We start from the raw sequence: 23,450 nt of genomic DNA on the forward strand, positions 1-23,450 counted from the left end.
GTCACGGCATGACCGTCATCAGCTGGATCATCCTCGGACTGCTGGCCGGAGCCATCGCCAAGTTCCTGCTGCCGGGCCGCGACCCCGGAGGGCTCGTCGGCACCACCCTCATCGGCATAGCCGGTGCGTTCATCGGCGGCTGGATATCGGCCCGTTGGCTGGACCACCCGATCAGCAAGGACTTCTACGACGGCACCACCTGGGCCGCGGCGATCGGCGGTTCACTGGTGCTCCTGATCGGCTACCGGCTGCTGTTCGGCAACTCGCGTGACTGACCCGCGCGACCGGACGGCGTGCGACCGGACACGGCAGAGGGCGGGCACCACGGGTGCCCGCCCTCTGCCGTCCGCGAAGGCCCGGCGCCACCAGCCACCGCACCACCGGCCTTCGCACCACCGGCCGTCGCGCCACCGGTTCAGCGCATCACCGGTAGTTCACGAACTGCAGCGCGAAGTCGAAGTCCTGGCCCTTCAGCAGGGCGATCACGGTCTGCAGGTCGTCCCGGCTCTTCGAGGAGACCCGCAGCTCCTCACCCTGCACCTGGGCCTTCACGCCCTTGGGGCCCTCGTCGCGGATGAGCTTGGCCACCTTCTTCGCGTTCTCCTGGGAGATGCCCTCCTCGATCGACGCGAAGATCTTGTACTCCTTGCCGGACAGCTGGGGCTCGCCCGCGTCCAGGGACTTGAGCGAGATACCGCGCTTGATCAGCTTGGACTGGAAGACGTCGAGGATGGCGTTCACCCGGTCCTCGGAGTTGGCCTCCATGAGGATCTTCTCCCCGGACCACGAGATCGAAGCGCCCACGCCCTTGAAGTCGTAGCGCTGCGAGATCTCCTTGGCGGCCTGGTTGAGGGCGTTGTCGACCTCCTGCCGCTCGACCTTCGAGACGATGTCGAAACTGGAGTCGGCCATGTCCTGTGGCTCCTTGTATCTGGGTGCGTGTCGGGCCGCGAATCGGGTCCGTACCGGCATACGTCGGCGGCCGCCGGGCCCGCAGGGTCCCCGGCCGCATCCGGACAAGCCTAGCCACCCGTCGCGGTGCGAGCGGCGATCAATCGGGTGGCGAAGCACCCCTCCGCATCAGGTATTGTTTACGTCGTTGCCAGGGAGCACCGCCTCACAGCGGTTCTACCGGCAGCGAACCCCGGCGGTGTGCCCGAGCGGCCAAAGGGAGCAGACTGTAAATCTGCCGGCTCAGCCTTCCCAGGTTCGAATCCTGGCGCCGCCACACGGGAACGAAGGGCCCCGTGACCTGCTGTAACAGCAGGTCACGGGGCCCTTCGTCATGGTCGGCTCCGGAAGGACGGCTCGTGGGGCGGCCGTCGGGCCGTGCCGGCGGGCAGACTGGTGCCATGGCCTCGTCCTCCCGTCGCAGAACCTGCCCCGAGTGCCGCCGTGAGATCGCCGTCGTCGCCGGACGGTACGCGCGGCACGATCCGCCCGGAGTGCGCGGGAACGGTGAGCTGGTGTCCTGTCCGGGCTCGCGCCGCCCGGCGCAACCGGGAGCGGCGCAGCCGTCCTTGGACGGCTACGTCGTCCCCGACTTCCCCGGGCAGCTGCCCCTCTTCTGACCCGTCCCGCCCGCCCTCGTCCCGAGGGTGGCGGTGGCCCCGCTGCCCTTCAGTTCCCGGCGACCGACTTCACCGCCACCGACACGGGCGACGAACCGCTGATCAGCTCCAGGGTCAGGCCGTTCGTGGCCGGGGTGTCGACCAGTTCCGCCAGGACGGCGGCGACGTCGTCGCGCGGGACGGGCCCGCGGCCGGTGCGCGCCTCCAGCCGTACGAGCCCCGTGCCCGCGTCGTCCGTGAGGGCGCCGGGGCGCAGGATCGTCCAGTCCAGGGCGTCCAGCGAGCTGACGTAGGCGTCGGCCTCGCCCTTGGCGCGCAGGTAGACGTCGAAGATCTCGTCCCCCTGGTGCCGGGGGTCGGCGCCCATGGACGAGACGATCAGGTAGCGCCGCACGCCCGCCCGGACCGCCGCGTCCGCGAAGAGGACCGCCGCCGCCTTGTCCACCGTGTCCTTGCGGTCCGCCCCGCTCCCCGGGCCGGCCCCCGCGGCGAAGACCGCCGCGTCCGCGCCCCGCAGTACCTCCGCGACCTCCTCGACCGAGGCCGACTCCAGGTCCAGGACGACCGGTTCCGCACCGGCCGCACGCAGGTCGTCGGCCTGCTCGGCCTTGCGGACGATGCCCGCCACCTCGTCGCCGCGCGCGGCGAGCAACCGCTCCAGCCGCAGCGCGATCTGACCATGACCACCAGCGATGACAATGCGCATGTCTTCGACCGTACGCCCCGACGGCCGCCCACGCCCCACGACTTCGCCGACCCCGCGCAGCCCCCTCATCACCGCCGAACGATTTCACCCACGCCACGCAGCCCCGCGCCCTCGCCGTTGCACGACGCCGACCACCCCGCACCGCGTCGACACCTCGCCCGCCCAGCCCTCAACCAGGGGATCAGGCCGCCAACGGCATCAGGCCCGCTGCCCGCGGCCACCCGGACCCTCGCGTCCGTCCCGGGGTCCCTGCACGCCGCCGCGTCCCTGCCGGGGCAGCCCGAGGTCCGAGGCGGTGGTGGAGTCGCCGTACTCCCGTACCGCGCTGGTCCGCGCCACCACGCGCCCCCGGTGCACCACGATCCGGCTGTACGCCAGCGACAGCGCGCCCGCCAGCCGGTCCCCGCGCACGGCGAGGAGTTCGGCCGGGAAACCCGCCTCCACCCGCACCTCGGGCAGGCCGAGTGCCGACCGTGCCGCCGTGCTCACGGCGTCGTACGCCTCCTCGGGGTGCAGCCCGTGACGCGAGGCCAGCAGGTAGGCGGCCTCCAGGGGGTCGCCCCGCCCGACCGGGTTGGACACGTCCCGCAGCGCACCGCTTCCGGCGGTGACCCGCACCCCGGCCGCCCGCAGCGGCCGCACCGGAGCCGTGTCCTCGGTGCGGTCCGTCGCCCCGCAGGCGCCCTGCGGCAGGCAGACCACCGTCACCCCGGCCGCCGCGAGCTGGTCCGCGGCCCGGGAGAGCGCGTCGGCGGGCAGCCGGGCCAGCCCGTCACAGGGGCCGATGGCCACCCCGGGGCGCAGTCCGCCCGCCATGGCCGCCAGGCGGGCCAGCCGCGCCGGGTCGGCGCCGTCCGTGTGCAGGTCGACCGGGCAGCCGTGTTCGGCGGCGACCTCCAGAACGGCCTCCACGTAGCCCGTCGGGTCGGGATCAAGGTCAGGGCACCCGCCCACCACGTCCGCGCCCATCTTGACCGCGTCCCGCAGCATCGCCAGCCCGTCGGCGCCGGCCACCCCGGTCAGCACCCTCGGCATCGCCACCGCGGTCAGCTCGGCGAGCCCGCGCAGTGAGCGCCGGGCCCGCAGCACGGCGGTCAGCGCGCCGAGGCCCGCGACGTCGCCCACCCGCACGTGCGCCCGCGACGCGGTGGCACCGTGGCCGAGCTGGAGCAGCGCCGCCTCGGTGGTCCGGCGCTGGACGTCCTCGGGGTCGTAGGAGACGGGGCCCGGGACGTCGGCCGTGAGTGCCGTGTCGGCGTGCGCGTGCGGGTCGGCGGGGGCGGGCAGCAGCAGGTAACCGCTCAGGTCCAGGTGCGCGCCGGAGCCGGGGCCGCGCACCGGGGCCAGGCTGCCGGCCGTGCCGACCGCCTCGATGCGCCCGCCGTGGAGCCGTACGTCCACGGTGCGGCCGTCCGTCAGGCGCGCCCCGCGGAGCAGGAGCGAGCCGCGCTCGGCGGGGTCCGAGGGGGAGGGCGAGTGGGGCGGCTGCGGCTGGCTGTCGGGCATCGCGCTCCTCTGGGCTCGGGACTGCGCAGTGGGGGACGCAAGATCACGCAGAGTGAGTCGAGCCTAGGACGGTGATCAGCCCGTGGTGCGCAGGAGCGCAATAGTCGTACCGGCGCGGTCCGTACCGCCGGGGGCCCCGCGGGAGCGGCCGGGACGGGACGGGGCAGGGTCGGCGAAACGGATTTGGGCGAACGGCGGGCGACCGTGTAATGTCTTCATCGCTCGCCCCAATAGCTCAGTCGGCAGAGCGTCTCCATGGTAAGGAGAAGGTCAACGGTTCGATTCCGTTTTGGGGCTCTGGTGTGAGAGGTTCCCGTCGCAAGGCGGGCTCCGATCGCATCACAGCGGTGTAGCTCAGTCGGTAGAGCAAGCGGCTCATAATCGCTGTGTCACCGGTTCAAGTCCGGTCACCGCTACTCTCAGTAGCCGATTGCGGGGTCGGTCCTTCAATCGGCTACTCTTTTCTGCGTTAATACATCAATCCGTTCGTCAAGGAGTGCACTCACGTGGCTGCCACCGACGTCCGCCCGAAGATCACGCTGGCCTGCGTGGAGTGCAAGGAGCGGAACTACATCACCAAGAAGAACCGGCGTAACAACCCGGACCGACTGGAGATGAAGAAGCACTGCCCGCGTTGCAACGCGCACACCGCGCACCGCGAAACGCGATAAATCAGGCTCGTACGTGAGGCCGTCCCCGGATCATCGGGGACGGCCTCACGTCGTTTCCACACCCGCAGCCAGACCAGACAGCAGCATGGAGGTGCCGAGCCCATGGCGCTCGACCAGTCGTTCGTGGGGCGGAGTTACCCGCCGACCGCGCCCTACGAGGTGGGCCGGGAGAAGATCCGCGAGTTCGCGGAGGCGGTCGGGGACGCCAACCCGGCGTACACCGACGCGGAGGCCGCGAAGGCGCTCGGCCATCCGGACGTGATCGCTCCGCCGACCTTCGTGTTCTCCATCACGTTCAAGGCGGCCGGTCAGGTCATCGAGGACCCGCAGCTCGGTCTCGACTACAGCCGGGTGGTGCACGGCGACCAGAAGTTCGCCTACGTCCGCCCGGTGCGGGCCGGTGACCGGCTCACGGTCACCTCCACCATCGAGGCGATCAAGTCGATGGCCGGCAACGACATCCTGGACATCCGCGGCGAGGTCCACGACGAGGCCGGCGAGCACGTCGTGACCGCCTGGACCAAGCTCGTGGCCCGCGCGGCCGAGGAGGCGTGAGCACCATGTCGGATTCCGTGGCGGCGCGCATCGCGTACGACGACGTCGAGGTCGGTACCGAACTGCCCGCGCAGAGCTTCCCCGTGGACCGCGCCACCCTCGTGCGGTACGCGGGCGCCTCCGGCGACTTCAACCCGATCCACTGGAACGAGAGGTTCGCCAAGGAGGTGGGTCTGCCGGACGTCATCGCGCACGGCATGTTCACCATGGCCGAGGCGATCCGCGTGGTGACCGACTGGACCGGTGATCCGGGGTCGGTCGTGGAGTACGGAGTCCGCTTCACCAGGCCCGTCGTCGTCCCGAACGACGACCGGGGCGCCGTGATCGAGGTCAGCGGCAAGGTGGCGGCCAAGCTCGACGACAACACCGTCCGCGTCGACCTCACGGCCACCAGCGGCGGCCAGAAGGTGCTGGGCATGTCCCGGGCGGTCGTCCGGCTGGCCTGAGCGGGCACACCTGCCCGAGCGGGCGACACCTGAGGGGCGGTCTCTGTCGAGGTCGCCCCTCAGCCCTGCCCGCCCTGCCCGCCCTGCCCGCGGAGCGGGGCGCCGGTGACCGCTTGACGAAGTTAGTGATTGAGTACTAACTTCCTCGCATGGTCAGGATGAGTGCGGCGGAGAGGCGCGAGAGCGTCGTCCGCGCGGCGATGGCCGAGTTCGCGCGAGGCGGCTACTACGGCACCTCCACCGAGGCGATCGCCAAGCGCGTCGGTGTCTCCCAGCCGTACCTCTTCCGGCTCTTCCCGAGCAAGAAGGCGATCTTCCTCGCGACGGCGGCCCGTTGTGTGGACGAGACCGTCTCCATGCTGGAGAAGGCGTCCGAGGGCCTGCACGGCGAGGACGCGCTGCACGCGATGGCCGCGGCGTACCAGGTGGCCATCGACGAGCACCCTGAGCGGCTGATGCTGCAGATGCAGATGTATCTCGCCGTGGCGGCCGCCGAGCAGGAGGGCGACCACGAGTTCGGTGCGGCGGTGCGCGCCGGGTGGATGCGGCTGTTCGACGCCGTCCATCTGCCGCTGGGGTCCGACGTCGAGGAGACGACGGGGTTCCTGGCGTACGGCATGCTCATCAACTGCCTGTCCGCCATGGGCTTTCCGGCCGAGCACCGGGTGTGGGAGGGGATCTACCCGTCCGGGCGGCCGACGGGCGGACCGCGGGAGTAGGGGCAGCGGGGCGTGTGCTCGCCTCGCGTTCGCGCGACCGCAGAAGTTAGTGATCGATAACTACTTGAAGCCTGATGCCGAACATCACTCTGGGGGAGAGATGTCACAGCAGAACGCACGTCGCGGGGGCGCCGCCTGGGCCCTCGTCATCACCGGCGTCGCCGGTTTCATGGCGGCCCTGGACAACCTCGTCGTCACCACCGCCCTGCCCTCCATCCGCCAGGACCTGGGCGGTGGGCTGCACGACCTGGAATGGACCGTGAGCGCCTACACGCTCACCTTCGCCGTCCTCCTGATGTTCGGCGCCGCCCTCGGTGACCGCTTCGGCCGCCGCAGGCTGTTCCTGGTCGGCCTCACCGTCTTCACCGGGGCCTCCGCCGCCGCGGCCATGGCACCCGGCATCGACTCGCTGATCGCCGCCCGCGCGGTGCAGGGCGTCGGCGCGGCGATCATGATGCCGCTGACGCTGACCCTGCTCACGGCCGCCGTGCCCGCCGAACGCCGTGGGATGGCGTACGGGATCTGGGGCGCCGTCAACGGGCTCGCCGTGGCCTCCGGGCCGCTGGTCGGCGGCAGCCTCACCGAGCACGTCTCGTGGCAGTGGATCTTCTGGCTGAACGTCCCGCTCGGGGTGGCCCTGCTGCCCCTCGCCCGTCTGCGCCTCGCCGAGTCGCACGGCACCGGTGCCCCGCTCGACGTGCCCGGCACCCTGCTCGCCAGCGGCGGACTCTTCGGCGTCGTCTACGGCCTGGTGCGCGGGCCCGTCGACGGCTGGACCGGCACCGTGGTGCTGACCGCCCTGTTCGCCGGGGCCGCGCTGCTCGTCGGCTTCGTCCTCTACAGCACCCGGGCCAGGAGCCCCATGCTGCCCATGCGGCTGTTCCGCTCCCGGGCCTTCGCCGGCATCAACGCGGCGAGCCTGCTGATGTTCCTGGGCATGTTCGGCTCGATCTTCCTGCTCAGCCAGTACATGCAGAACGTGCTCGGCTACTCGCCCACCGAGGCGGGCCTGCGCATGCTGCCCTGGACCGGTATGCCGATGCTGGTCGCGCCGATCGCCGGCATCCTCTCGGACCGGATCGGGGGCCGCCCGGTGGTCGCGGCCGGGCTCTTCCTCCAGGCGGCCGGCCTCGGTTACCTGGCCTTCGTGATCACGGCCGACGCCTCCTACGCGGTGCAGCTGCCCGGCCTGATCGTCAGCGGGATCGGCATGGCCCTCTACTTCGCCCCGGCGTCCGCGCTGGTGATGTCCAGCGTCGCCACGAAGGAGCAGGGCATCGCCTCCGGCGCCAACAACGCGCTGCGCGAGGTGGGCGGCGCGCTCGGGATCGCGGTCATGTCGTCGATCTTCGCGGCGCAGGGCGGCTACGGGTCCGCGCAGACCTTCGTGGACGGACTGCGGCCCGCGGTCGCGGTGGGCGCCGCGGTGGTGGCCCTCGGCGGTGTCGCGGCCCTGCTGCTCCCGGCCCGCCGCGGGAGCGGCAGCGGGGGACAGCACCTCTCGGCCGCACCGTCGAGTGAGCCGGCCGAGGCGGCCGAACCCGCCCTGGCCGGCCCGGCGCCGGTGACCGCGCGCTGACCCGCACGACACGGAACGCCCACGGACACGAGAGGAGCACGGCATGCCCACCCTTCCCTGGACCGCGGCGAACCGGCCGCCCCGGGCCACCGAGGTCCACGTCTTCGCCTCCCGCTTCGAGACCCGGACCCTGTGGGGAGCGATGAGGTTCTTGGCGCGCACGCCGGGTGTGTGGCGGCAGGTCGGGAGCGCGCCCGGCGCGTACGGCGCCTCCCTGAAGGCGGAACCGTTCAAGCGGACCTTCTGGACGCTGTCCGCCTGGGAGTCGCCCGAGGCCCTCAAGGCCTTCGCCCGCTCCGGCACCCACGCGCCGACCGCCCGGGGGCTGTCGGCACAGATGCGGGACTCGAAGTTCGCCTCCTGGCCCGCGTCGAGCGACGAACTCCCGGTGAGCTGGGGGGAGGTGCGCAGGCGCCTGACGTGAGGTGCGCGGGCGTCGCCGAGCCGCGCCGACGCAGCCGCCCGGGTCCGCGCCGCCGCACCGCCCGGGCACGCCCCGGCCGGATCCGTCCGGCGACGCCCCGGCCGACCGGCCGGGGCGTTCCGGCGTTCCGGCGTTCCCGTGTTCCCCGCCGCCCCGGGCCGCCGGTCCCGCCCCGTCTCGTAGTCTTGAGCGCGTGCAGGTACTCCACGACGCCCCCCTCGCCCCGCTGACCACCTTCCGGCTGGGCGGCCCCGCGACCCGGCTGATCACGGCGACCACCGACGAGGAGGTGATCGCCGCCGTCCGCGAGGCCGACGACACCGGCACCCCCCTGCTGCTCGTCGGCGGCGGATCCAACCTGGTCATCGGTGACAAGGGCTTCGACGGCACGGCCCTGCACATCGCCACCCGCGGCGTCCGCCTCGACGGCACGACGCTGGAGCTCGCGGCCGGAGAGGTGTGGACCGACGCCGTCGCCCGGACCGTCGAGGCCGGGCTCGCCGGTGTCGAGTGCCTGGCCGGCATCCCCGGCTCGGCGGGCGCCACCCCCATCCAGAACGTGGGGGCGTACGGCCAGGAGGTCTCCGCCACGATCACCGAAGTGATCGCGTACGACCGCAGGAACCGCGAGACGGTCGCCCTCGCCAACGCCGACTGCGCCTTCGCCTACCGCCACAGCCGCTTCAAGGCCGAACCCGACCGGTACGTCGTCCTGCGCGTCCGCTTCGAGCTGGAGGACGCCGGCGGGCTCTCCGCGCCGCTGCGCTACGCCGAGACCGCCCGTGCCCTCGGGGTCGAACCCGGCGGCCGGGTGCCGCTGGCCGCCGCCCGCGAGACGGTGCTGAAGCTCCGCGCCGGGAAGGGCATGGTGCTGGACCCCGAGGACCACGACACCTGGTCGGCCGGGTCGTTCTTCACCAACCCGATCCTCACCGACGAGGAGTTCGCGGCCTTCCGCGCCCGGGTGGACGAGCGGCTCGGGAGCGAGGTCGAGCCGCCCGCGTTCCCGGCGGGGGAGGGGCGGGTCAAGACGTCCGCGGCCTGGCTGATCGACAAGGCCGGCTTCACCAAGGGGTACGGCACCGGCCCGGCGCGCATCTCCACCAAGCACACGCTCGCCCTCACCAACCGCGGTGAGGCGACGACGGAGGATCTGCTCGCCCTGGCCCGTGAGGTCGTCGCCGGTGTGCACGAGGTCTTCGGCGTCACGCTGGTCAACGAGCCGGTGACGGTGGGCGTCAGCCTCTAGGGACGCGTCAGCCTCTGGGGGCGCGTCAGCCTCAGGGGACGCGTCAACCTCAGGGGGCCGCGGTGGGGCGGCCCGGGTGTCAGTGGGTCACGGCCCCTGTCGGGGAAGCCGCCCACCACCGTGCGGTACCGGCCGGTGACGGGCTGGGCCCGGAGGACAGCCTGGACGCCCGTCTCCGCGCCGAGCGGGACGCAGGCCGGATCCGCGCCGCCGCCGACACGTGCGCCGCCGCCTCGCTCCTCCCCCGGGGCGCCTGCGCGCAGCGCGCCTTCGCCTACGACGCCGCTCCGCACGGGGACCGGCCACCGGCGGGCGCGTGCGCACGCCGGCTCGGCACCACGCTGCCGGCCGCGATCTCCGTTGCGGACGGCACCTCCCGACCGGCACGCTCGGACCATGAGGCGTCCCCCATGCGGCTGAGACTCACCGAGTTCCGCCCACGCACCGGCCCGCGCACCCACCGCGTCGTCCAGCCGCGCACCCCCCTGCGCCACACCTCGCTCCGCGACCCGGAGGACACGTACGGCGTGCTCATGGGCGACCACGACGGCCTGAACCGGCTCGCCGGACTGTTCTCCTTCGCCGCCTGCTCACGCCACACGATCGTGCACGTCCCGCTGCGCGACGGCGTACCGCCCGACGAGGGGCGGGGCGAGCCGGTCGACCTGGTGCTGGCGCACCCGGAGGCCGGCCTGCGGCCCAGCGGCTGGCCCGAGCTGCGGCGCAGGCTGGGACGCGGCACACCGCTCACCGTCCGGACCGACGAGGCCCGCACCGCCCGCGACGCCCGCGCCCGGCTCGACCGCCCGCACGCCGCCCCGGCCCTGCGGCACACCACACACGCGTGCACGTACTTCCTGATCGGCGGCCGGAGCGCCTTCGCCTCCGCCGCGACCGCCTTCGCCCTGGCGGCCGGCCGGGGACCCCGGCACCCGTGCGCCGCCGAGGGCCGACCGGCGTTCGTGACCTGCCTGAGCGGCGAACTGGCCCCCGACCCGGGCCTGCGGCGGCATCCCGAGATCGTGATCGCCTTCAAGCCGTATCCGCCGTACGCCCACTTCAGACGGCCGGGGCGCTGAGCCAGGCGTCGACGCCCGCCAGCAGTCCCTGCTTCACGTCCTCGGGCGCCGCCGACCCGCGCACCGACTGCCGCGCCAGCTCCGCCAGCTCCGCATCCGTGAACCCGTGGTGCTCGCGCGCGATCTCGTACTGCGCGGCCAGCCGCGCCCCGAACAGCAGCGGGTCGTCCGCGCCCAGCGCCATCGGCACCCCGGCCTCGAACAGCGTCCGCAGCGGCACGTCCTCCGGCTTCTCGTACACGCCCAGCGCCACGTTCGACGCCGGGCACACCTCGCAGGTCACCTGCCGGTCCGCCAGCCGCTTCAGCAGCCGCGCGTCCTCCGCCGCCCGCACGCCGTGCCCGATGCGGTCGGCCTCCAGGTCGTCCAGGCAGTCCCGCACCGACGCGGGACCGGTCAGCTCACCCCCGTGCGGCGCGGAGAGCAGGCCCCCGTCCCGGGCGATCGCGAACGCCCGGTCGAAGTCCCGGGCCATCCCGCGCCGTTCGTCGTTCGACAGCCCGAAGCCGACCACACCGCGCTCCGCGTACCGCACCGCCAGCCGGGCCAGCGTCCGCGCGTCCAGCGGGTGCTTCATCCGGTTCGCGGCGACCAGCACCCGCATCCCGATCCCGGTGTCCCGCACGGTCGTCTCCACCGCGTCCAGGATGATCTCCAGGGCCGGGATCAGCCCGCCGAGCCGCGGCGCGTACGACGTCGGGTCGACCTGGATCTCCAGCCACTGCGAGCCGTCCCGCAGATCCTCCTCGGCGGCCTCCCGGACCAGCCGCTGGATGTCCTCCGGCTCCTGGAGGCACGACCGCGCGGCGTCGTACAGCCGCTGAAAGCGGAACCAGCCCCGCTCGTCCGTCGCCCGCAGCTTCGGCGACTCCCCCCGGCCCAGCGCCTCGGTCAGCGTCTCGGGCAGCCGCACGCCGTGCTTGTCGGCCAGTTCCAGCAGGGTGGTGGGCCGCATCGACCCGGTGAAGTGCAGGTGGAGATGGGCCTTCGGCAGGGCAGATAGATCACGTACACGCTCCATTCCGTGATCCTGCCGCACGACACGCCCGGCGGAACAGCACTTTCCCCGGACGTGGTCTTGCTCGCACAAACAAACGGGGCCACCCCTCGACGTCGAGAGGCGGCCCCGCAGGCGGACGCGGCGGTCAGTCCTGCGCCTCCGCCAGCAGCTTCTGGATCCGGCTCACGCCCTCGACGAGGTCCTCGTCCCCGAGCGCGTACGACAGCCGCAGGTACCCGGGCGTGCCGAACGCCTCGCCCGGCACCACCGCGACCTCGGCCTCCTCCAGGATCAGCGCGGCCAGCTCGACCGTGTCCCGCGGACGCTTGCCGCGGATCTCCTTGCCGAGCAGCTCCTTCACCGACGGGTAGGCGTAGAACGCGCCCTCGGGCTCCGGGCACAGCACGCCGTCGATCTCGTTGAGCATCCGCACGATGGTCCGGCGGCGCCGGTCGAAGGCCTCCCGCATCTTCGCCACGGCGTCCAGGTCGCCGGAGACCGCGGCCAGCGCCGCCGCCTGGGACACGTTGGACACGTTGGACGTGGCGTGCGACTGGAGGTTCGTCGCGGCCTTGACGACGTCCTTCGGGCCGATGACCCACCCGACCCGCCAGCCGGTCATCGCGTACGTCTTCGCCACGCCGTTGACCACGATGCACTTGTCGCGCAGCTCGGGCAGCAGCGCCGGCAGGGACACCGAGACGGCGTCGCCGTAGACGAGGTGCTCGTAGATCTCGTCGGTCAGCACCCACAGGCCGTGCTCCACGGCCCACCGGCCGATCGCCTCGGTCTCGGCCTCGCTGTACACCGCGCCCGTCGGGTTGGACGGCGACACGAAGAGGACGACCTTGGTCTTCTCGGTGCGCGCGGCCTCCAGCTGCTCCACCGTCACCCGGTAGCCGGTCGACTCGTCGGCGACCACGTCGACGGGCACACCGCCGGCCAGCCGGATCGACTCCGGGTACGTGGTCCAGTACGGCGCCGGGACGATGACCTCGTCGCCCGGGTCGAGGATCGCGGCGAACGCCTCGTAGATGGCCTGCTTGCCGCCGTTGGTGACGAGGATCTGCGACGGGTCGACCTCGTAGCCCGAGTCGCGCAGCGTCTTCGCGGCGATGGCGGCCTTCAGCTCGGGCAGCCCGCCGGCCGGCGTGTAGCGGTGGAACTTCGGGTTCTTGCACGCCTCGACGGCGGCCTCGACGATGTAGTCCGGCGTCGGGAAGTCGGGCTCACCCGCGCCGAAGCCGATCACGGGACGCCCGGCGGCCTTGAGGGCCTTCGCCTTGGCGTCCACGGCGAGGGTCGCGGACTCGGAGATCGCGCCGACTCGGGCGGAGACCCGGCGCTCGGTGGGAGGGGTTGCAGCGCTCATGACCCCATCGTTCCAGACCGGAAACTTCCCGGGCACAGGGGTTTCACGGACTGAACCGGACCGGTCCAGGACCTGAACGCCAGTCCGGTGCACGCCCTGAACATCAGTCCGGGCGTCCTTTCTGTTCGACGCCCGGCCCGTGAGCACGTACACTCTCACCTCGTTGGCCTTCAGCGGCCCGCGATCATCCGGTGCACACCAAGCACTTGGGCGGATGCGGTACGTTGGGGGACGAACAAAGGGTCGTAGCTCAATTGGTAGAGCACTGGTCTCCAAAACCAGCGGTTGGGGGTTCAAGTCCCTCCGGCCCTGCTACACACACCATCGCCAGGATGTGTGCGCATGTACGTACAGCAATGCACCGCCGTGCGGCTCCAACCGGGCGCGGCACGGCCACGACCCGGAATCAGGTGAGGACGAGTGACGGACGCCGTGGGCTCCATCGACATGCCTGATGCCCAGGACGAGGCGCCGGACTCCCAGAAGAAGTCCCGCAAGGGCGGCAAGCGAGGCAAGAAGGGCCCGCTGAAGCGGCTCGCGCTCTTCTACCGCCAGATCATCGCGGAGCTGCGCAAGGTCGTCTGGCCGAGTCGCAACCAGCTGACGACGTACACCACCGTGGTGATCATCTTCGTGGTCATCATGATCGGCCTGGTGACTCTGATTGACTATGGCTTCTCTCACGCCGCCAAGTACGTCTTCGGCTGAGTCGAGAGCGAAGGGCGCCGAGGTACCCGGCGCCCCTTTCGCGTGTTCCACCCCTATGTATCCAGGAAGAAGCAGCCACAGTGTCTGACCCGAACGTGAACGACGCCATCGAGCCGGTCGAGTCCGTCGAGGACGAGCTCGGCACCGTCGAGGGCGCCGACAACGAGGACACCGAGGCCTCCGCCGAGGCCGAGGCTGCCGACGACGCCGTCGTCGCGGAGGCGGAAGAGTCGGACGACGCGGACGAGGCGGAGTCGGACGAGGCCGCCGAGGCGGGCGACGCCGAGAGCGCCGAGGCCGACGCCGAGACCGCCGAGGTCGAGGAAGAGGCCGAGGAGCCCGACGTCGACCCGATCGAGAAGCTCCGCCAGGAGCTGCGCGTCCTGCCCGGCGAGTGGTACGTCATCCACACCTACGCCGGTTACGAGAACCGCGTGAAGACCAACCTCGAGCAGCGCGCCGTCTCGCTCAACGTCGAGGACTACATCTTCCAGGCCGAGGTGCCGCAGGAAGAGGTCGTCCAGATCAAGAACGGCGACCGCAAGACGATCCGCCAGAACAAGCTGCCGGGCTACGTCCTGGTCCGCATGGACCTGACCAACGAGTCCTGGGGCGTCGTCCGCAACACCCCCGGCGTCACCGGCTTCGTGGGCAACGCCTACGACCCGTACCCGCTGACCCTGGACGAGATCGTCAAGATGCTCGCCCCGGAGGCCGAGGAGAAGGCCGCCCGCGAGGCCGCCGAGGCCGAGGGCAAGCCGGCTCCGCAGCGCAAGGTCGAGGTCCAGGTGCTGGACTTCGAGGTCGGCGACTCGGTCACCGTCACCGACGGCCCGTTCGCGACGCTGCAGGCCACGATCAACGAGATCAACGCCGACTCGAAGAAGGTCAAGGGCCTCGTCGAGATCTTCGGCCGCGAGACCCCGGTCGAGCTGAGCTTCGACCAGATCCAGAAGAACTAGTACCGCACCGGTACCTCTCTGGACGTACTGCTTCCGACCAGGTCAGGCGATGCTCACGCGTCGTCTGACCTGCTCGGTTTTTGGCCGCGCATCTATACCCGTTATCGTTGTGCGGTATGCCTGTGTCCGGGTAGCTCCCGAACCCAGGCAGGACCCGAACCGAAAGGACCCGGAGAGCTATGCCTCCCAAGAAGAAGAAGGTCACGGGGCTCATCAAGCTCCAGATCCAGGCCGGTGCCGCGAACCCGGCCCCGCCGGTCGGCCCCGCGCTGGGTCAGCACGGCGTCAACATCATGGAGTTCTGCAAGGCCTACAACGCCGCGACCGAGTCGCAGCGCGGCTGGGTCATCCCGGTGGAGATCACGGTCTACGAGGACCGCTCCTTCACCTTCATCACCAAGACGCCGCCGGCCGCCAAGATGATCCTCAAGGCCGCGGGCGTGGAGAAGGGCTCCGGCGAGCCGCACAAGACCAAGGTCGCGAAGATCACGCGTGACCAGGTCCGTGAGATCGCCACCACCAAGATGCCCGACCTCAACGCCAACGACCTGGACCAGGCGGAGAAGATCATCGCCGGTACCGCCCGTTCCATGGGCGTCACGGTCGAGGGCTGAACCCCACCTTCCAGCAGCAGAAGTGGCGGGGCCTGCTCGGCCCTAACCACAACTCCTAAGAAGCCACAGGAGCAGTAGTGAGCAAGCGCAGCAAGTCTCTCCGCGCTGCGGACGCCAAGATCGACCGGGACAAGCTCTACGCCCCGCTCGAGGCCGTCCGTCTCGCCAAGGAGACCTCCACGTCCAAGTTCGACGGCACCGTCGAGGTCGCCTTCCGTCTGGGTGTCGACCCGCGCAAGGCCGACCAGATGGTCCGTGGCACCGTGAACCTCCCGCACGGCACCGGTAAGACCGCCCGGGTCCTGGTCTTCGCGACCGGTGACCGTGCCGAGGCCGCGCGTGCCGCGGGCGCCGACATCGTCGGCGCCGACGAACTGATCGACGAGGTGTCGAAGGGCCGTCTGGACTTCGACGCCGTCGTCGCCACCCCGGACCTCATGGGCAAGGTCGGCCGCCTCGGCCGCGTGCTCGGTCCCCGTGGTCTCATGCCGAACCCCAAGACCGGCACCGTCACCCCGGACGTCACCAAGGCTGTCAACGACATCAAGGGTGGCAAGATCGAGTTCCGCGTCGACAAGCACTCGAACCTGCACTTCATCATCGGCAAGACGTCGTTCGACGACACCAAGCTGGTGGAGAACTACGGCGCGGCGCTGGAGGAGATCCTCCGTCTGAAGCCGTCCGCCGCCAAGGGCCGCTACATCAAGAAGGCCGCCCTCAGCACCACGATGGGCCCGGGCATCCCGCTCGACTCCAACCGCACCCGCAACCTCCTCGTCGAGGAGGACCCGGCCGCGGTCTGAGCGAACAGCTCGCCCCACCGGTTCACGGGCCCCGCACCTTCCGAGGTGCGGGGCCCGTCCCTTTTCCGGGCGCCCTGGGTTAGCGTGCGGGCAGCGGACTCGCGCACGGGGCGCGGGGGCCGTACGGGGCGCTAGGGGTGGGCGGATGACGGGCATGAGGGCACGCCGTACGGTCGTCTCGCTGGCGGTGTCGGCCGCGCTGGCGTGCTCCACCGCGTGCACCGCCGAGGAGGAGCCCGCGTCCCCTCCGTCCGGCTCCGCCGCGACCTCCTCACGCCCCCCGGCGCCGACCGGCCCCGCGGCGGACGCCCTGCGGGCCGTCGAGCGGGCGACCGGACGGGCGGGTTCGGCGCGGCTCGAGTCGACGACCGTGATGGGCCGCGAGCTGTCCCTCAAGGCCGCGGGCGTCCTCGGCTGGCGCGACGGCCTCACCGGCACGCTGACGATCACCTACACGGGCGGTACGACCGCCGAGACCATGCGCCGCCTCGGCACCACCGCGATGGAGGCCCGCTACCTGCCCGACGCCTACTACGCGGAGATGGGCGACGAGTTCGCCGAGCGGGTGGGCGGCCGGCACTGGATCAGGTACGCGTACGAGGACCTGGAGGAACTCGGCGGCGACGCGGGCGCCGGGTTCGCCGACCAGATGCGCAGGACCACGCCCAACCAGGCGGTGAAGCTGCTGCTGACCGCCGGGGACGTCCGCAAGGTGGGCGAGGAGACGACGCGCGGACGGCGCACCACCCACTGGTCCGGCACGGTGGGCGGGGAGAGCGCCCAGAGCGTCGACATCTGGGTCGACGACCGGGACCTGCTGGTCAAGAAGGTCGAGCGGGGACGCACGAAGACCGGCGAGCTGACCCAGACCGCCCACTACAGCGACTACGGCGTCGCGGTCCCCGCCGAACGCCCGCCGGCCGAGGACACGGCGGACTTCAAGGAACTCCTGGCGGCACAGGAAGGATAGGGACGGGCGCCGGCTCTGCGGAGAAACCGCAAGATCGTTCGAACCGTTTCGGATACGCTCGCGTCCTTGTTGTGGAGAACTCCTGTGGAGCAGCGGTGCGTTTTCTGTGCCCTCCGCCCGTGTGCCGTTGCTCCTCACGCTCCTTGAATCCCGTGGGGGGATACCGATGAGGACTTCTGTACGTGTGCCCGTGGGCGCCGGACTCGCCGCGCTGCTGCTCGCCGCCGGCGCGGTGGGCTGCTCCAAGGGGGACGGCTCCGAGTCCCCGAGGATGACGCCTGCGGCGGCCGTCGCCAAAGCGGCGAAGAACGCCGACGACATCGACTCCATCCGCTACCGGATGACCGGCAAGGTCCCCGAGAACGGCCGCGTGGAGGCCGAGGCGCGGACGCGGATCAAGCCGACGTTCGCGATGAGCATGAAGATGACGGCGCCCGACCAGGGCGCCGCGGGCACTGCGGAGTTCCGGCTCGTCGACAAGGCCGTGTACATCGGTGGCGGCCCCGAGGCGGCCAAGGAGATGGACGGCAAGAGCTGGATCAAGATCGACCTGTCCGAGTTGGGTATGGACGAGAAGGTGAACAAGCTGATCGGTGCCTCCCAGGCCGCCGACAAGAACCCGGCGACCGAGTCCACCTTCCTCACCTGGTCCAAGGACGTCGAGAAGGTCGGCACCGAGACCGTCGAGGGCGTGAAGACCACCCACTACAAGGGCACGGTCGCCCTCGCCGACCTGGAGAAGTCCATCGGGGACGAGGACGAGGTCGTCCGGGAGGAGCGCCAGAAGAGCCTCGATCGGTACGAGAAGATGGGCGCCGACAAGCTCGTGATGGACATGTGGGTCGACGGCGACGACCAGACCAAGCAGTTCCGCATGCGGGCCGACGCGGACAAGGGTCCGCTGGACCTGACCTTCACCTTCTTCGGCGTCAACGAGCCCGTGGAGGTCGCGGCCCCGCCGGTCGCGGAGGTGGCCGACCTTGCCGAGATGAGGAAGGGGGCCCAGCAGGGCTGAGGCACCGGCGTCCGGCACCTCCGGGTTGCCGCCGGGGCGGATTTGCTTGGCAGTGCCCCGTTCCCGTACGCTTCCACAGAAGCCAAAGACCGCTGGTCGTTGCCGTGTGTTCGAGAGAGGACACGGTGGCCGAAGGATCCGCTGAACTGCGGACGACCCGCGCAGGTGACTGTGGATGAGCTCCCGAGTCCGTGCCTCGTGCAGGTGACATCGGTCGAGCCACGCCCCGTGCGCCTGCGCCGGGGCGTTTCGTTTTCCCCAGTCCTCCTTCGGGTCCGCGCGGTCCGAATCACCCGGAAGGAGGCCGAGGCTCTATGGCGACGCCCGAAAAGGCTGCCGCGGTTGCCGAGCTGACGGACAAGTTCCGCAGCTCCAATGCCGCCGTGCTGACCGAGTACCGCGGTCTCACCGTGGCGCAGCTCAAGACGCTGCGCCGGTCGCTCGGTGAGAACGCCCAGTACGCCGTGGTGAAGAACACGCTGACCAAGATTGCGGCCAACGAGGCCGGGATCACGCTCGACGACCAGCTCTTCGCTGGTCCGACGGCCGTCGCCTTCGTCACCGGTGACCCGGTGGAGTCGGCGAAGGGTCTGCGCGACTTCGCCAAGGACAACCCGAATCTCGTCATCAAGGGCGGTGTCCTTGACGGCAAGGCGATGTCCGCCGACGAGATCAAGAAGCTTGCGGACCTCGAGTCCCGCGAGGTTCTGCTCTCCAAGCTGGCCGGTGCCTTCAAGGCGAAGCAGTCGCAGGCTGCCTCCGTCTTCCAGGCGCTGCCCTCGAAGCTCGTCCGCACCGTGGACGCGCTCCGTGCCAAGCAGGACGAGCAGGGCGGTGCCGAGTAACTCGGCTCGCTTTCTGATCCGGGCCGCCTGAGCGCGGCACGGATCGCAGCGGGCCCGACGTACGCCCGCCTCACCCCGTACATCCGGCACCTGCCGAATTAGTGGAAGGACCGCCATCATGGCGAAGCTCAGCCAGGACGACCTGCTCGCCCAGTTCGAGGAGATGACCCTCATCGAGCTCTCCGAGTTCGTGAAGGCCTTCGAGGAGAAGTTCGACGTCACCGCCGCCGCGGCCGCCCCGGTCGTCGTCGCCGGTGGCGGTGCCGCCGCCGGTGGTGCCGAGGCCGCTGAGGAGAAGGACGAGTTCGACGTCATCCTCACCGGTGCCGGCGACAAGAAGATCCAGGTCATCAAGGTCGTGCGCGAGCTGACCTCCCTGGGTCTGAAGGAGGCCAAGGACCTCGTGGACGGCGCCCCGAAGCCCGTCCTCGAGAAGGTCGCCAAGGACGCCGCCGAGAAGGCCGCCGAGTCCCTCAAGGGCGCCGGCGCCTCCGTCGAGGTCAAGTAAGACCGCACCGGCTCGACGGATCCGTCAGGGTCTGTAACGCCGTAGCACCGAAGAGCGATCATCCATCCGGGTGGTCGCTCTTCGGCGTACCGGGGGTCCGGCGGCGGCTGCCTTGCACGCGTGACGGCGAAGAGTAGGGTGATCTTCGTCGTGCCGTCTCCAGGGCCCTGAGAGCCGCTGGAGACACCGGTTCGGGCCAAGGGGGGCCTTGACGAACCGCACGCAGCGCGCAATTCTCAGGGCGTCGTCACAAGGATCCGAATCCGAGGCATGGATCGACGGCGAAGAGGGCAGTATCTGGGTGCGTTGAGGGCGAGGCCTTGCCGCACAGGTGGTGAGAACAACGAGGAGTGAACACGGTCCCCGAGAACCGCACTGGACATCAGTGTGCCAAGTGGCTACACTGACCCTTTGCGCTGCCTGTTAGCTGCCCCCTGCCCGTCACCAGGGGTCTGCCCTCGCCCGAGCACTGACGACCAGAGCATGCCCGACCTGGCTCTTTAGCCACATCAGGCACCCCCTGTCTCCGTGCACGGAAGAGGGGCCGGTACGCGCGTAGTGAGTCCGAGCCCTCGGAAGGACCCCCTCTTGGCCGCCTCGCGCAATGCCTCGACCGCGAATACGAACAACGCTGCCAGCACCGCCCCGCTGCGCATCTCCTTTGCAAAGATCAAGGAGCCCCTCGAGGTTCCGAACCTTCTCGCGCTGCAAACCGAGAGCTTCGACTGGCTCCTCGGCAACGACGCCTGGAAGGCTCGCGTCGAGTCGGCTCTGGAGTCCGGTCAGGACGTCCCCACCAAGTCCGGTCTGGAGGAGATCTTCGAGGAGATCTCCCCGATCGAGGACTTCTCCGGGTCGATGTCGCTGACGTTCCGCGACCACCGTTTCGAGCCCCCGAAGAACAGCATCGACGAGTGCAAGGACCGCGACTTCACGTACGCGGCGCCGCTCTTCGTCACCGCCGAGTTCACCAACAACGAGACCGGCGAGATCAAGTCCCAGACGGTCTTCATGGGCGACTTCCCGCTCATGACCAACAAGGGCACCTTCGTCATCAACGGCACCGAGCGTGTCGTGGTCTCGCAGCTGGTCCGTTCGCCCGGCGTCTACTTCGACTCCTCCATCGACAAGACGTCCGACAAGGACATCTTCTCCGCCAAGATCATCCCGTCCCGGGGTGCCTGGCTGGAGATGGAGATCGACAAGCGCGACATGGTCGGTGTGCGCATCGACCGCAAGCGCAAGCAGTCCGTGACCGTCCTCCTCAAGGCCCTCGGCTGGACCACCGAGCAGATCCTGGAGGAGTTCGGCGAGTACGAGTCCATGCGCGCCACCCTGGAGAAGGACCACACCCAGGGCCAGGACGACGCGCTGCTCGACATCTACCGCAAGCTGCGTCCGGGCGAGCCCCCCACGCGTGAGGCCGCGCAGACGCTGCTCGAGAACCTCTACTTCAACCCGAAGCGCTACGACCTCGCCAAGGTCGGCCGCTACAAGGTGAACAAGAAGCTCGGCGCCGACGAGCCGCTGGACGCCGGCGTGCTCACCAGCGACGACATCATCGCCACCATCAAGTACCTGGTGAAGCTGCACGCCGGTGAGACCGAGACGGTCGGCGAGTCGGGCCGGGAGATCGTCGTCGAGACCGACGACATCGACCACTTCGGCAACCGCCGCATCCGCAACGTCGGCGAGCTGATCCAGAACCAGGTCCGTACGGGTCTCGCCCGTATGGAGCGCGTCGTGCGCGAGCGCATGACCACCCAGGACGTCGAGGCGATCACGCCGCAGACCCTGATCAACATCCGGCCGGTCGTCGCCTCCATCAAGGAGTTCTTCGGCACCAGCCAGCTGTCCCAGTTCATGGACCAGAACAACCCGCTGTCGGGGCTGACGCACAAGCGTCGTCTGAACGCCCTCGGCCCGGGTGGTCTCTCCCGTGAGCGGGCCGGCTTCGAGGTCCGCGACGTGCACCCGTCGCACTACGGCCGCATGTGCCCGATCGAGACGCCCGAAGGCCCGAACATCGGTCTGATCGGCTCGCTCGCCTCTTACGGCCGGATCAACCCCTTCGGCTTCATCGAGACCCCGTACCGCAAGGTCGTCGAGGGCCAGGTCACCGACGAGGTCGACTACCTGACCGCCGACGAGGAGGACCGCTTCGTCATCGCGCAGGCCAACGCCACGCTCAACGACGACATGCGGTTCGCCGAGGCCCGCGTCCTGGTCCGCCGTCGTGGCGGCGAGGTCGACTACGTCCCCGGTGACGACGTCGACTACATGGACGTCTCGCCGCGCCAGATGGTGTCGGTCGCGACCGCGATGATCCCGTTCCTGGAGCACGACGACGCCAACCGTGCCCTCATGGGCGCGAACATGATGCGTCAGGCCGTGCCCCTCATCAAGAGCGAGTCCCCGCTCGTCGGCACCGGCATGGAGTACCGCTCCGCCGCCGACGCCGGCGACGTGGTCAAGGCCGAGAAGGCGGGTGTGGTCCAGGAGGTCTCCGCGGACTACATCACCACGACCAACGACGACGGCACGTACATCACGTACCGCCTGGCCAAGTTCTCCCGGTCCAACCAGGGCACCTCGGTCAACCAGAAGGTCATCGTCGCCGAGGGCGACCGGGTCATCGAGGGCCAGGTCCTGGCCGACGGTCCGGCCACCGAGAACGGCGAGATGGCGCTCGGCAAGAACCTGCTGGTCGCGTTCATGCCGTGGGAGGGTCACAACTACGAGGACGCGATCATCCTGTCGCAGCGCCTCGTGCAGGACGACGTCCTCTCCTCGATCCACATCGAGGAGCACGAGGTCGACGCCCGTGACACCAAGCTGGGCCCCGAGGAGATCACCCGGGACATCCCGAACGTCTCCGAGGAGGTCCTCGCCGACCTCGACGAGCGCGGCATCATCCGCATCGGTGCCGAGGTCGTCGCCGGCGACATCCTGGTCGGCAAGGTCACGCCCAAGGGCGAGACCGAGCTGACCCCGGAGGAGCGCCTGCTCCGCGCGATCTTCGGTGAGAAGGCGCGCGAGGTCCGCGACACCTCCCTGAAGGTGCCGCACGGCGAGATCGGCAAGGTCATCGGCGTCCGCGTCTTCGACCGCGAAGAGGGCGACGAGCTGCCGCCGGGCGTGAACCAGCTGGTCCGCGTCTACGTCGCGCAGAAGCGCAAGATCACCGACGGTGACAAGCTCGCCGGCCGCCACGGCAACAAGGGCGTCATCTCCAAGATCAACCCGATCGAGGACATGCCGTTCCTGGAGGACGGCACGCCCGTCGACATCATCCTGAACCCGCTGGGTGTCCCGTCCCGAATGAACCCGGGACAGGTCCTGGAGATCCACCTCGGCTGGCTCGCCAGCCGCGGCTGGGACGTCTCCGGCCTCGCGGAGGAGTGGGCGCAGCGCCTCCAGGCCATCGGCGCCGACAAGGTCGAGCCCGGCACCAACGTCGCCACCCCGGTCTTCGACGGTGCGCGCGAGGACGAGCTGGCCGGCCTGCTCCAGCACACCATCCCGAACCGCGACGGCGAGCGCATGGTGCTCCCGTCCGGCAAGGCGCGGCTGTTCGACGGCCGCAGCGGTGAGCCGTTCCCGGAGCCGATCTCGGTCGGCTACATGTACATCCTCAAGCTCCACCACCTGGTCGACGACAAGCTGCACGCCCGGTCGACCGGCCCGTACTCGATGATCACCCAGCAGCCGCTGGGTGGTAAGGCCCAGTTCGGTGGCCAGCGCTTCGGTGAGATGGAGGTGTGGGCGCTGGAGGCTTACGGCGCCGCGTACGCCCTCCAGGAGCTGCTGACGATCAAGTCCGACGACGTGACCGGCCGCGTGAAGGTCTACGAGGCCATCGTCAAGGGCGAGAACATCCCTGAGCCCGGCATCCCCGAGTCCTTCAAGGTGCTCATCAAGGAGATGCAGTCCCTGTGCCTCAACGTGGAGGTGCTGTCCTCGGACGGCATGTCCATCGAGATGCGTGACACCGACGAGGACGTCTTCCGCGCTGCGGAGGAGCTCGGCATCGACCTGTCGCGGCGCGAGCCGAGCAGCGTCGAAGAGGTCTGACGGGAGTCAGGCGGGGCCTCCCACCCGGAGGCCCCGCCGATCCCGCGACCCCCGTTTCAGACCACAGACTTACA

General features: G+C 70.3%; 24 protein-coding genes and 4 tRNA genes. 23 read left to right on the forward strand and 5 right to left on the reverse strand.

Features of this window, described 5'->3' with window-relative positions:
• Positions 1–8: 8 nt before the first annotated feature.
• Positions 9–275, forward strand: a complete 267-nt coding sequence (locus ACIBCJ_RS26025) for a GlsB/YeaQ/YmgE family stress response membrane protein (protein ID WP_133887649.1) — start codon at positions 9–11, stop codon at positions 273–275.
• Between the two features lie 148 nt (positions 276–423).
• Here the strand turns inward: ACIBCJ_RS26025 and ACIBCJ_RS26030 are convergent, their stop codons facing one another.
• On the reverse strand, positions 424–912 hold the full coding sequence (locus ACIBCJ_RS26030; protein ID WP_133887650.1) for a YajQ family cyclic di-GMP-binding protein: 489 nt from the start codon (positions 910–912) through the stop codon (positions 424–426).
• Positions 913–1,146: 234 nt separating this feature from the next.
• On the opposite strand from ACIBCJ_RS26030, the gene ACIBCJ_RS26035 reads away from it, so the two are divergent.
• Positions 1,147–1,228: transfer RNA gene (locus ACIBCJ_RS26035), tRNA-Tyr, on the forward strand.
• Positions 1,229–1,352: 124 nt separating this feature from the next.
• On the forward strand, positions 1,353–1,571 hold the full coding sequence (locus ACIBCJ_RS26040) for a hypothetical protein (protein WP_362100678.1): 219 nt from the start codon (positions 1,353–1,355) through the stop codon (positions 1,569–1,571).
• Between the two features lie 49 nt (positions 1,572–1,620).
• On the opposite strand, the gene ACIBCJ_RS26045 is transcribed toward ACIBCJ_RS26040, so the two are convergent.
• A complete protein-coding gene (locus tag ACIBCJ_RS26045; RefSeq protein ID WP_362507384.1) occupies positions 1,621–2,277 on the reverse strand; it encodes an NAD(P)H-binding protein in 657 nt (218 codons plus the stop codon).
• A gap of 198 nt (positions 2,278–2,475) precedes the next feature.
• On the reverse strand, positions 2,476–3,783 hold the full coding sequence (locus ACIBCJ_RS26050) for an amidohydrolase family protein (protein WP_365980414.1): 1,308 nt from the start codon (positions 3,781–3,783) through the stop codon (positions 2,476–2,478).
• A 224-nt stretch (positions 3,784–4,007) separates the two neighbouring features.
• On the opposite strand from ACIBCJ_RS26050, the gene ACIBCJ_RS26055 reads away from it, so the two are divergent.
• From ACIBCJ_RS26055 to ACIBCJ_RS26100, 10 genes are all read left to right on the forward strand, one after another.
• Positions 4,008–4,080: transfer RNA gene (locus ACIBCJ_RS26055), tRNA-Thr, on the forward strand.
• 46 nt (positions 4,081–4,126) lie between these two features.
• Positions 4,127–4,199, forward strand: a tRNA-Met gene (locus tag ACIBCJ_RS26060).
• A 90-nt stretch (positions 4,200–4,289) separates the two neighbouring features.
• Positions 4,290–4,454, forward strand: coding sequence for a 50S ribosomal protein L33 (rpmG, locus tag ACIBCJ_RS26065; protein WP_003948671.1), 165 nt, complete (start codon positions 4,290–4,292; stop codon positions 4,452–4,454).
• 102 nt (positions 4,455–4,556) lie between these two features.
• A complete protein-coding gene (locus ACIBCJ_RS26070; protein WP_362100686.1) occupies positions 4,557–5,009 on the forward strand; it encodes a MaoC family dehydratase N-terminal domain-containing protein in 453 nt (150 codons plus the stop codon).
• Positions 5,010–5,026: 17 nt separating this feature from the next.
• Complete coding sequence (locus tag ACIBCJ_RS26075; RefSeq protein ID WP_362507467.1) at positions 5,027–5,455, forward strand: MaoC family dehydratase; 429 nt, start codon at positions 5,027–5,029, stop codon at positions 5,453–5,455.
• 149 nt (positions 5,456–5,604) lie between these two features.
• On the forward strand, positions 5,605–6,174 hold the full coding sequence (locus ACIBCJ_RS26080; protein WP_362100689.1) for a TetR/AcrR family transcriptional regulator: 570 nt from the start codon (positions 5,605–5,607) through the stop codon (positions 6,172–6,174).
• 100 nt (positions 6,175–6,274) lie between these two features.
• Complete coding sequence (locus tag ACIBCJ_RS26085) at positions 6,275–7,753, forward strand: DHA2 family efflux MFS transporter permease subunit (protein ID WP_365980415.1); 1,479 nt, start codon at positions 6,275–6,277, stop codon at positions 7,751–7,753.
• 43 nt (positions 7,754–7,796) lie between these two features.
• Complete coding sequence (locus ACIBCJ_RS26090; protein ID WP_365980416.1) at positions 7,797–8,177, forward strand: DUF3291 domain-containing protein; 381 nt, start codon at positions 7,797–7,799, stop codon at positions 8,175–8,177.
• A gap of 193 nt (positions 8,178–8,370) precedes the next feature.
• Positions 8,371–9,426, forward strand: a complete 1,056-nt coding sequence (locus ACIBCJ_RS26095) for a UDP-N-acetylmuramate dehydrogenase (RefSeq protein WP_362100698.1) — start codon at positions 8,371–8,373, stop codon at positions 9,424–9,426.
• A gap of 410 nt (positions 9,427–9,836) precedes the next feature.
• Positions 9,837–10,505, forward strand: a complete 669-nt coding sequence (locus tag ACIBCJ_RS26100; RefSeq protein ID WP_365980503.1) for a hypothetical protein — start codon at positions 9,837–9,839, stop codon at positions 10,503–10,505.
• Here ACIBCJ_RS26100 and ACIBCJ_RS26105 read toward each other — a convergent pair.
• Positions 10,486–11,526, reverse strand: a complete 1,041-nt coding sequence (locus ACIBCJ_RS26105; RefSeq protein WP_362100701.1) for an adenosine deaminase — start codon at positions 11,524–11,526, stop codon at positions 10,486–10,488. The genes ACIBCJ_RS26100 and ACIBCJ_RS26105 overlap by 20 nt on opposite strands.
• Before the next feature lie 124 nt (positions 11,527–11,650).
• Positions 11,651–12,877: a pyridoxal phosphate-dependent aminotransferase gene (locus tag ACIBCJ_RS26110; RefSeq protein WP_365980417.1), complete on the reverse strand. Its 1,227-nt coding sequence runs from the start codon at positions 12,875–12,877 to the stop codon at positions 11,651–11,653.
• A gap of 239 nt (positions 12,878–13,116) precedes the next feature.
• On the opposite strand from ACIBCJ_RS26110, the gene ACIBCJ_RS26115 reads away from it, so the two are divergent.
• The 10 genes from ACIBCJ_RS26115 to rpoB all read left to right on the forward strand — a co-directional run bounded on the left by ACIBCJ_RS26115 (position 13,117) and on the right by rpoB (position 23,376).
• Positions 13,117–13,189, forward strand: a tRNA-Trp gene (locus ACIBCJ_RS26115).
• Between the two features lie 108 nt (positions 13,190–13,297).
• A complete protein-coding gene (gene secE / locus ACIBCJ_RS26120) occupies positions 13,298–13,585 on the forward strand; it encodes a preprotein translocase subunit SecE (protein ID WP_133887663.1) in 288 nt (95 codons plus the stop codon).
• A gap of 80 nt (positions 13,586–13,665) precedes the next feature.
• Positions 13,666–14,547: a transcription termination/antitermination protein NusG gene (nusG, locus tag ACIBCJ_RS26125; protein ID WP_362100708.1), complete on the forward strand. Its 882-nt coding sequence runs from the start codon at positions 13,666–13,668 to the stop codon at positions 14,545–14,547.
• Between the two features lie 179 nt (positions 14,548–14,726).
• Positions 14,727–15,161: a 50S ribosomal protein L11 gene (gene rplK, locus ACIBCJ_RS26130; RefSeq protein WP_003974315.1), complete on the forward strand. Its 435-nt coding sequence runs from the start codon at positions 14,727–14,729 to the stop codon at positions 15,159–15,161.
• Between the two features lie 77 nt (positions 15,162–15,238).
• Positions 15,239–15,964 carry a 50S ribosomal protein L1 gene (rplA, locus tag ACIBCJ_RS26135; protein WP_133887665.1) on the forward strand — a complete coding sequence of 242 codons (726 nt, stop codon included), beginning with the start codon at positions 15,239–15,241 and terminating at the stop codon, positions 15,962–15,964.
• Between the two features lie 145 nt (positions 15,965–16,109).
• A complete protein-coding gene (locus tag ACIBCJ_RS26140) occupies positions 16,110–16,934 on the forward strand; it encodes a hypothetical protein (protein WP_365980418.1) in 825 nt (274 codons plus the stop codon).
• Positions 16,935–17,100: 166 nt separating this feature from the next.
• On the forward strand, positions 17,101–17,949 hold the full coding sequence (locus ACIBCJ_RS26145; protein WP_365980419.1) for a DUF1396 domain-containing protein: 849 nt from the start codon (positions 17,101–17,103) through the stop codon (positions 17,947–17,949).
• 314 nt (positions 17,950–18,263) lie between these two features.
• A complete protein-coding gene (rplJ, locus tag ACIBCJ_RS26150; RefSeq protein ID WP_052839547.1) occupies positions 18,264–18,794 on the forward strand; it encodes a 50S ribosomal protein L10 in 531 nt (176 codons plus the stop codon).
• Positions 18,795–18,912: 118 nt separating this feature from the next.
• Positions 18,913–19,302, forward strand: coding sequence for a 50S ribosomal protein L7/L12 (gene rplL, locus ACIBCJ_RS26155; RefSeq protein WP_115743686.1), 390 nt, complete (start codon positions 18,913–18,915; stop codon positions 19,300–19,302).
• Between the two features lie 588 nt (positions 19,303–19,890).
• A complete protein-coding gene (gene rpoB / locus ACIBCJ_RS26160; RefSeq protein WP_133887667.1) occupies positions 19,891–23,376 on the forward strand; it encodes a DNA-directed RNA polymerase subunit beta in 3,486 nt (1,161 codons plus the stop codon).
• The last annotated feature ends 74 nt before the right edge of the window (positions 23,377–23,450 follow it).

The sequence above is a fragment of the Streptomyces sp. NPDC051136 genome (assembly GCF_044455745.1).
Classification (GTDB): Bacteria; Actinomycetota; Actinomycetes; order Streptomycetales; family Streptomycetaceae; genus Streptomyces.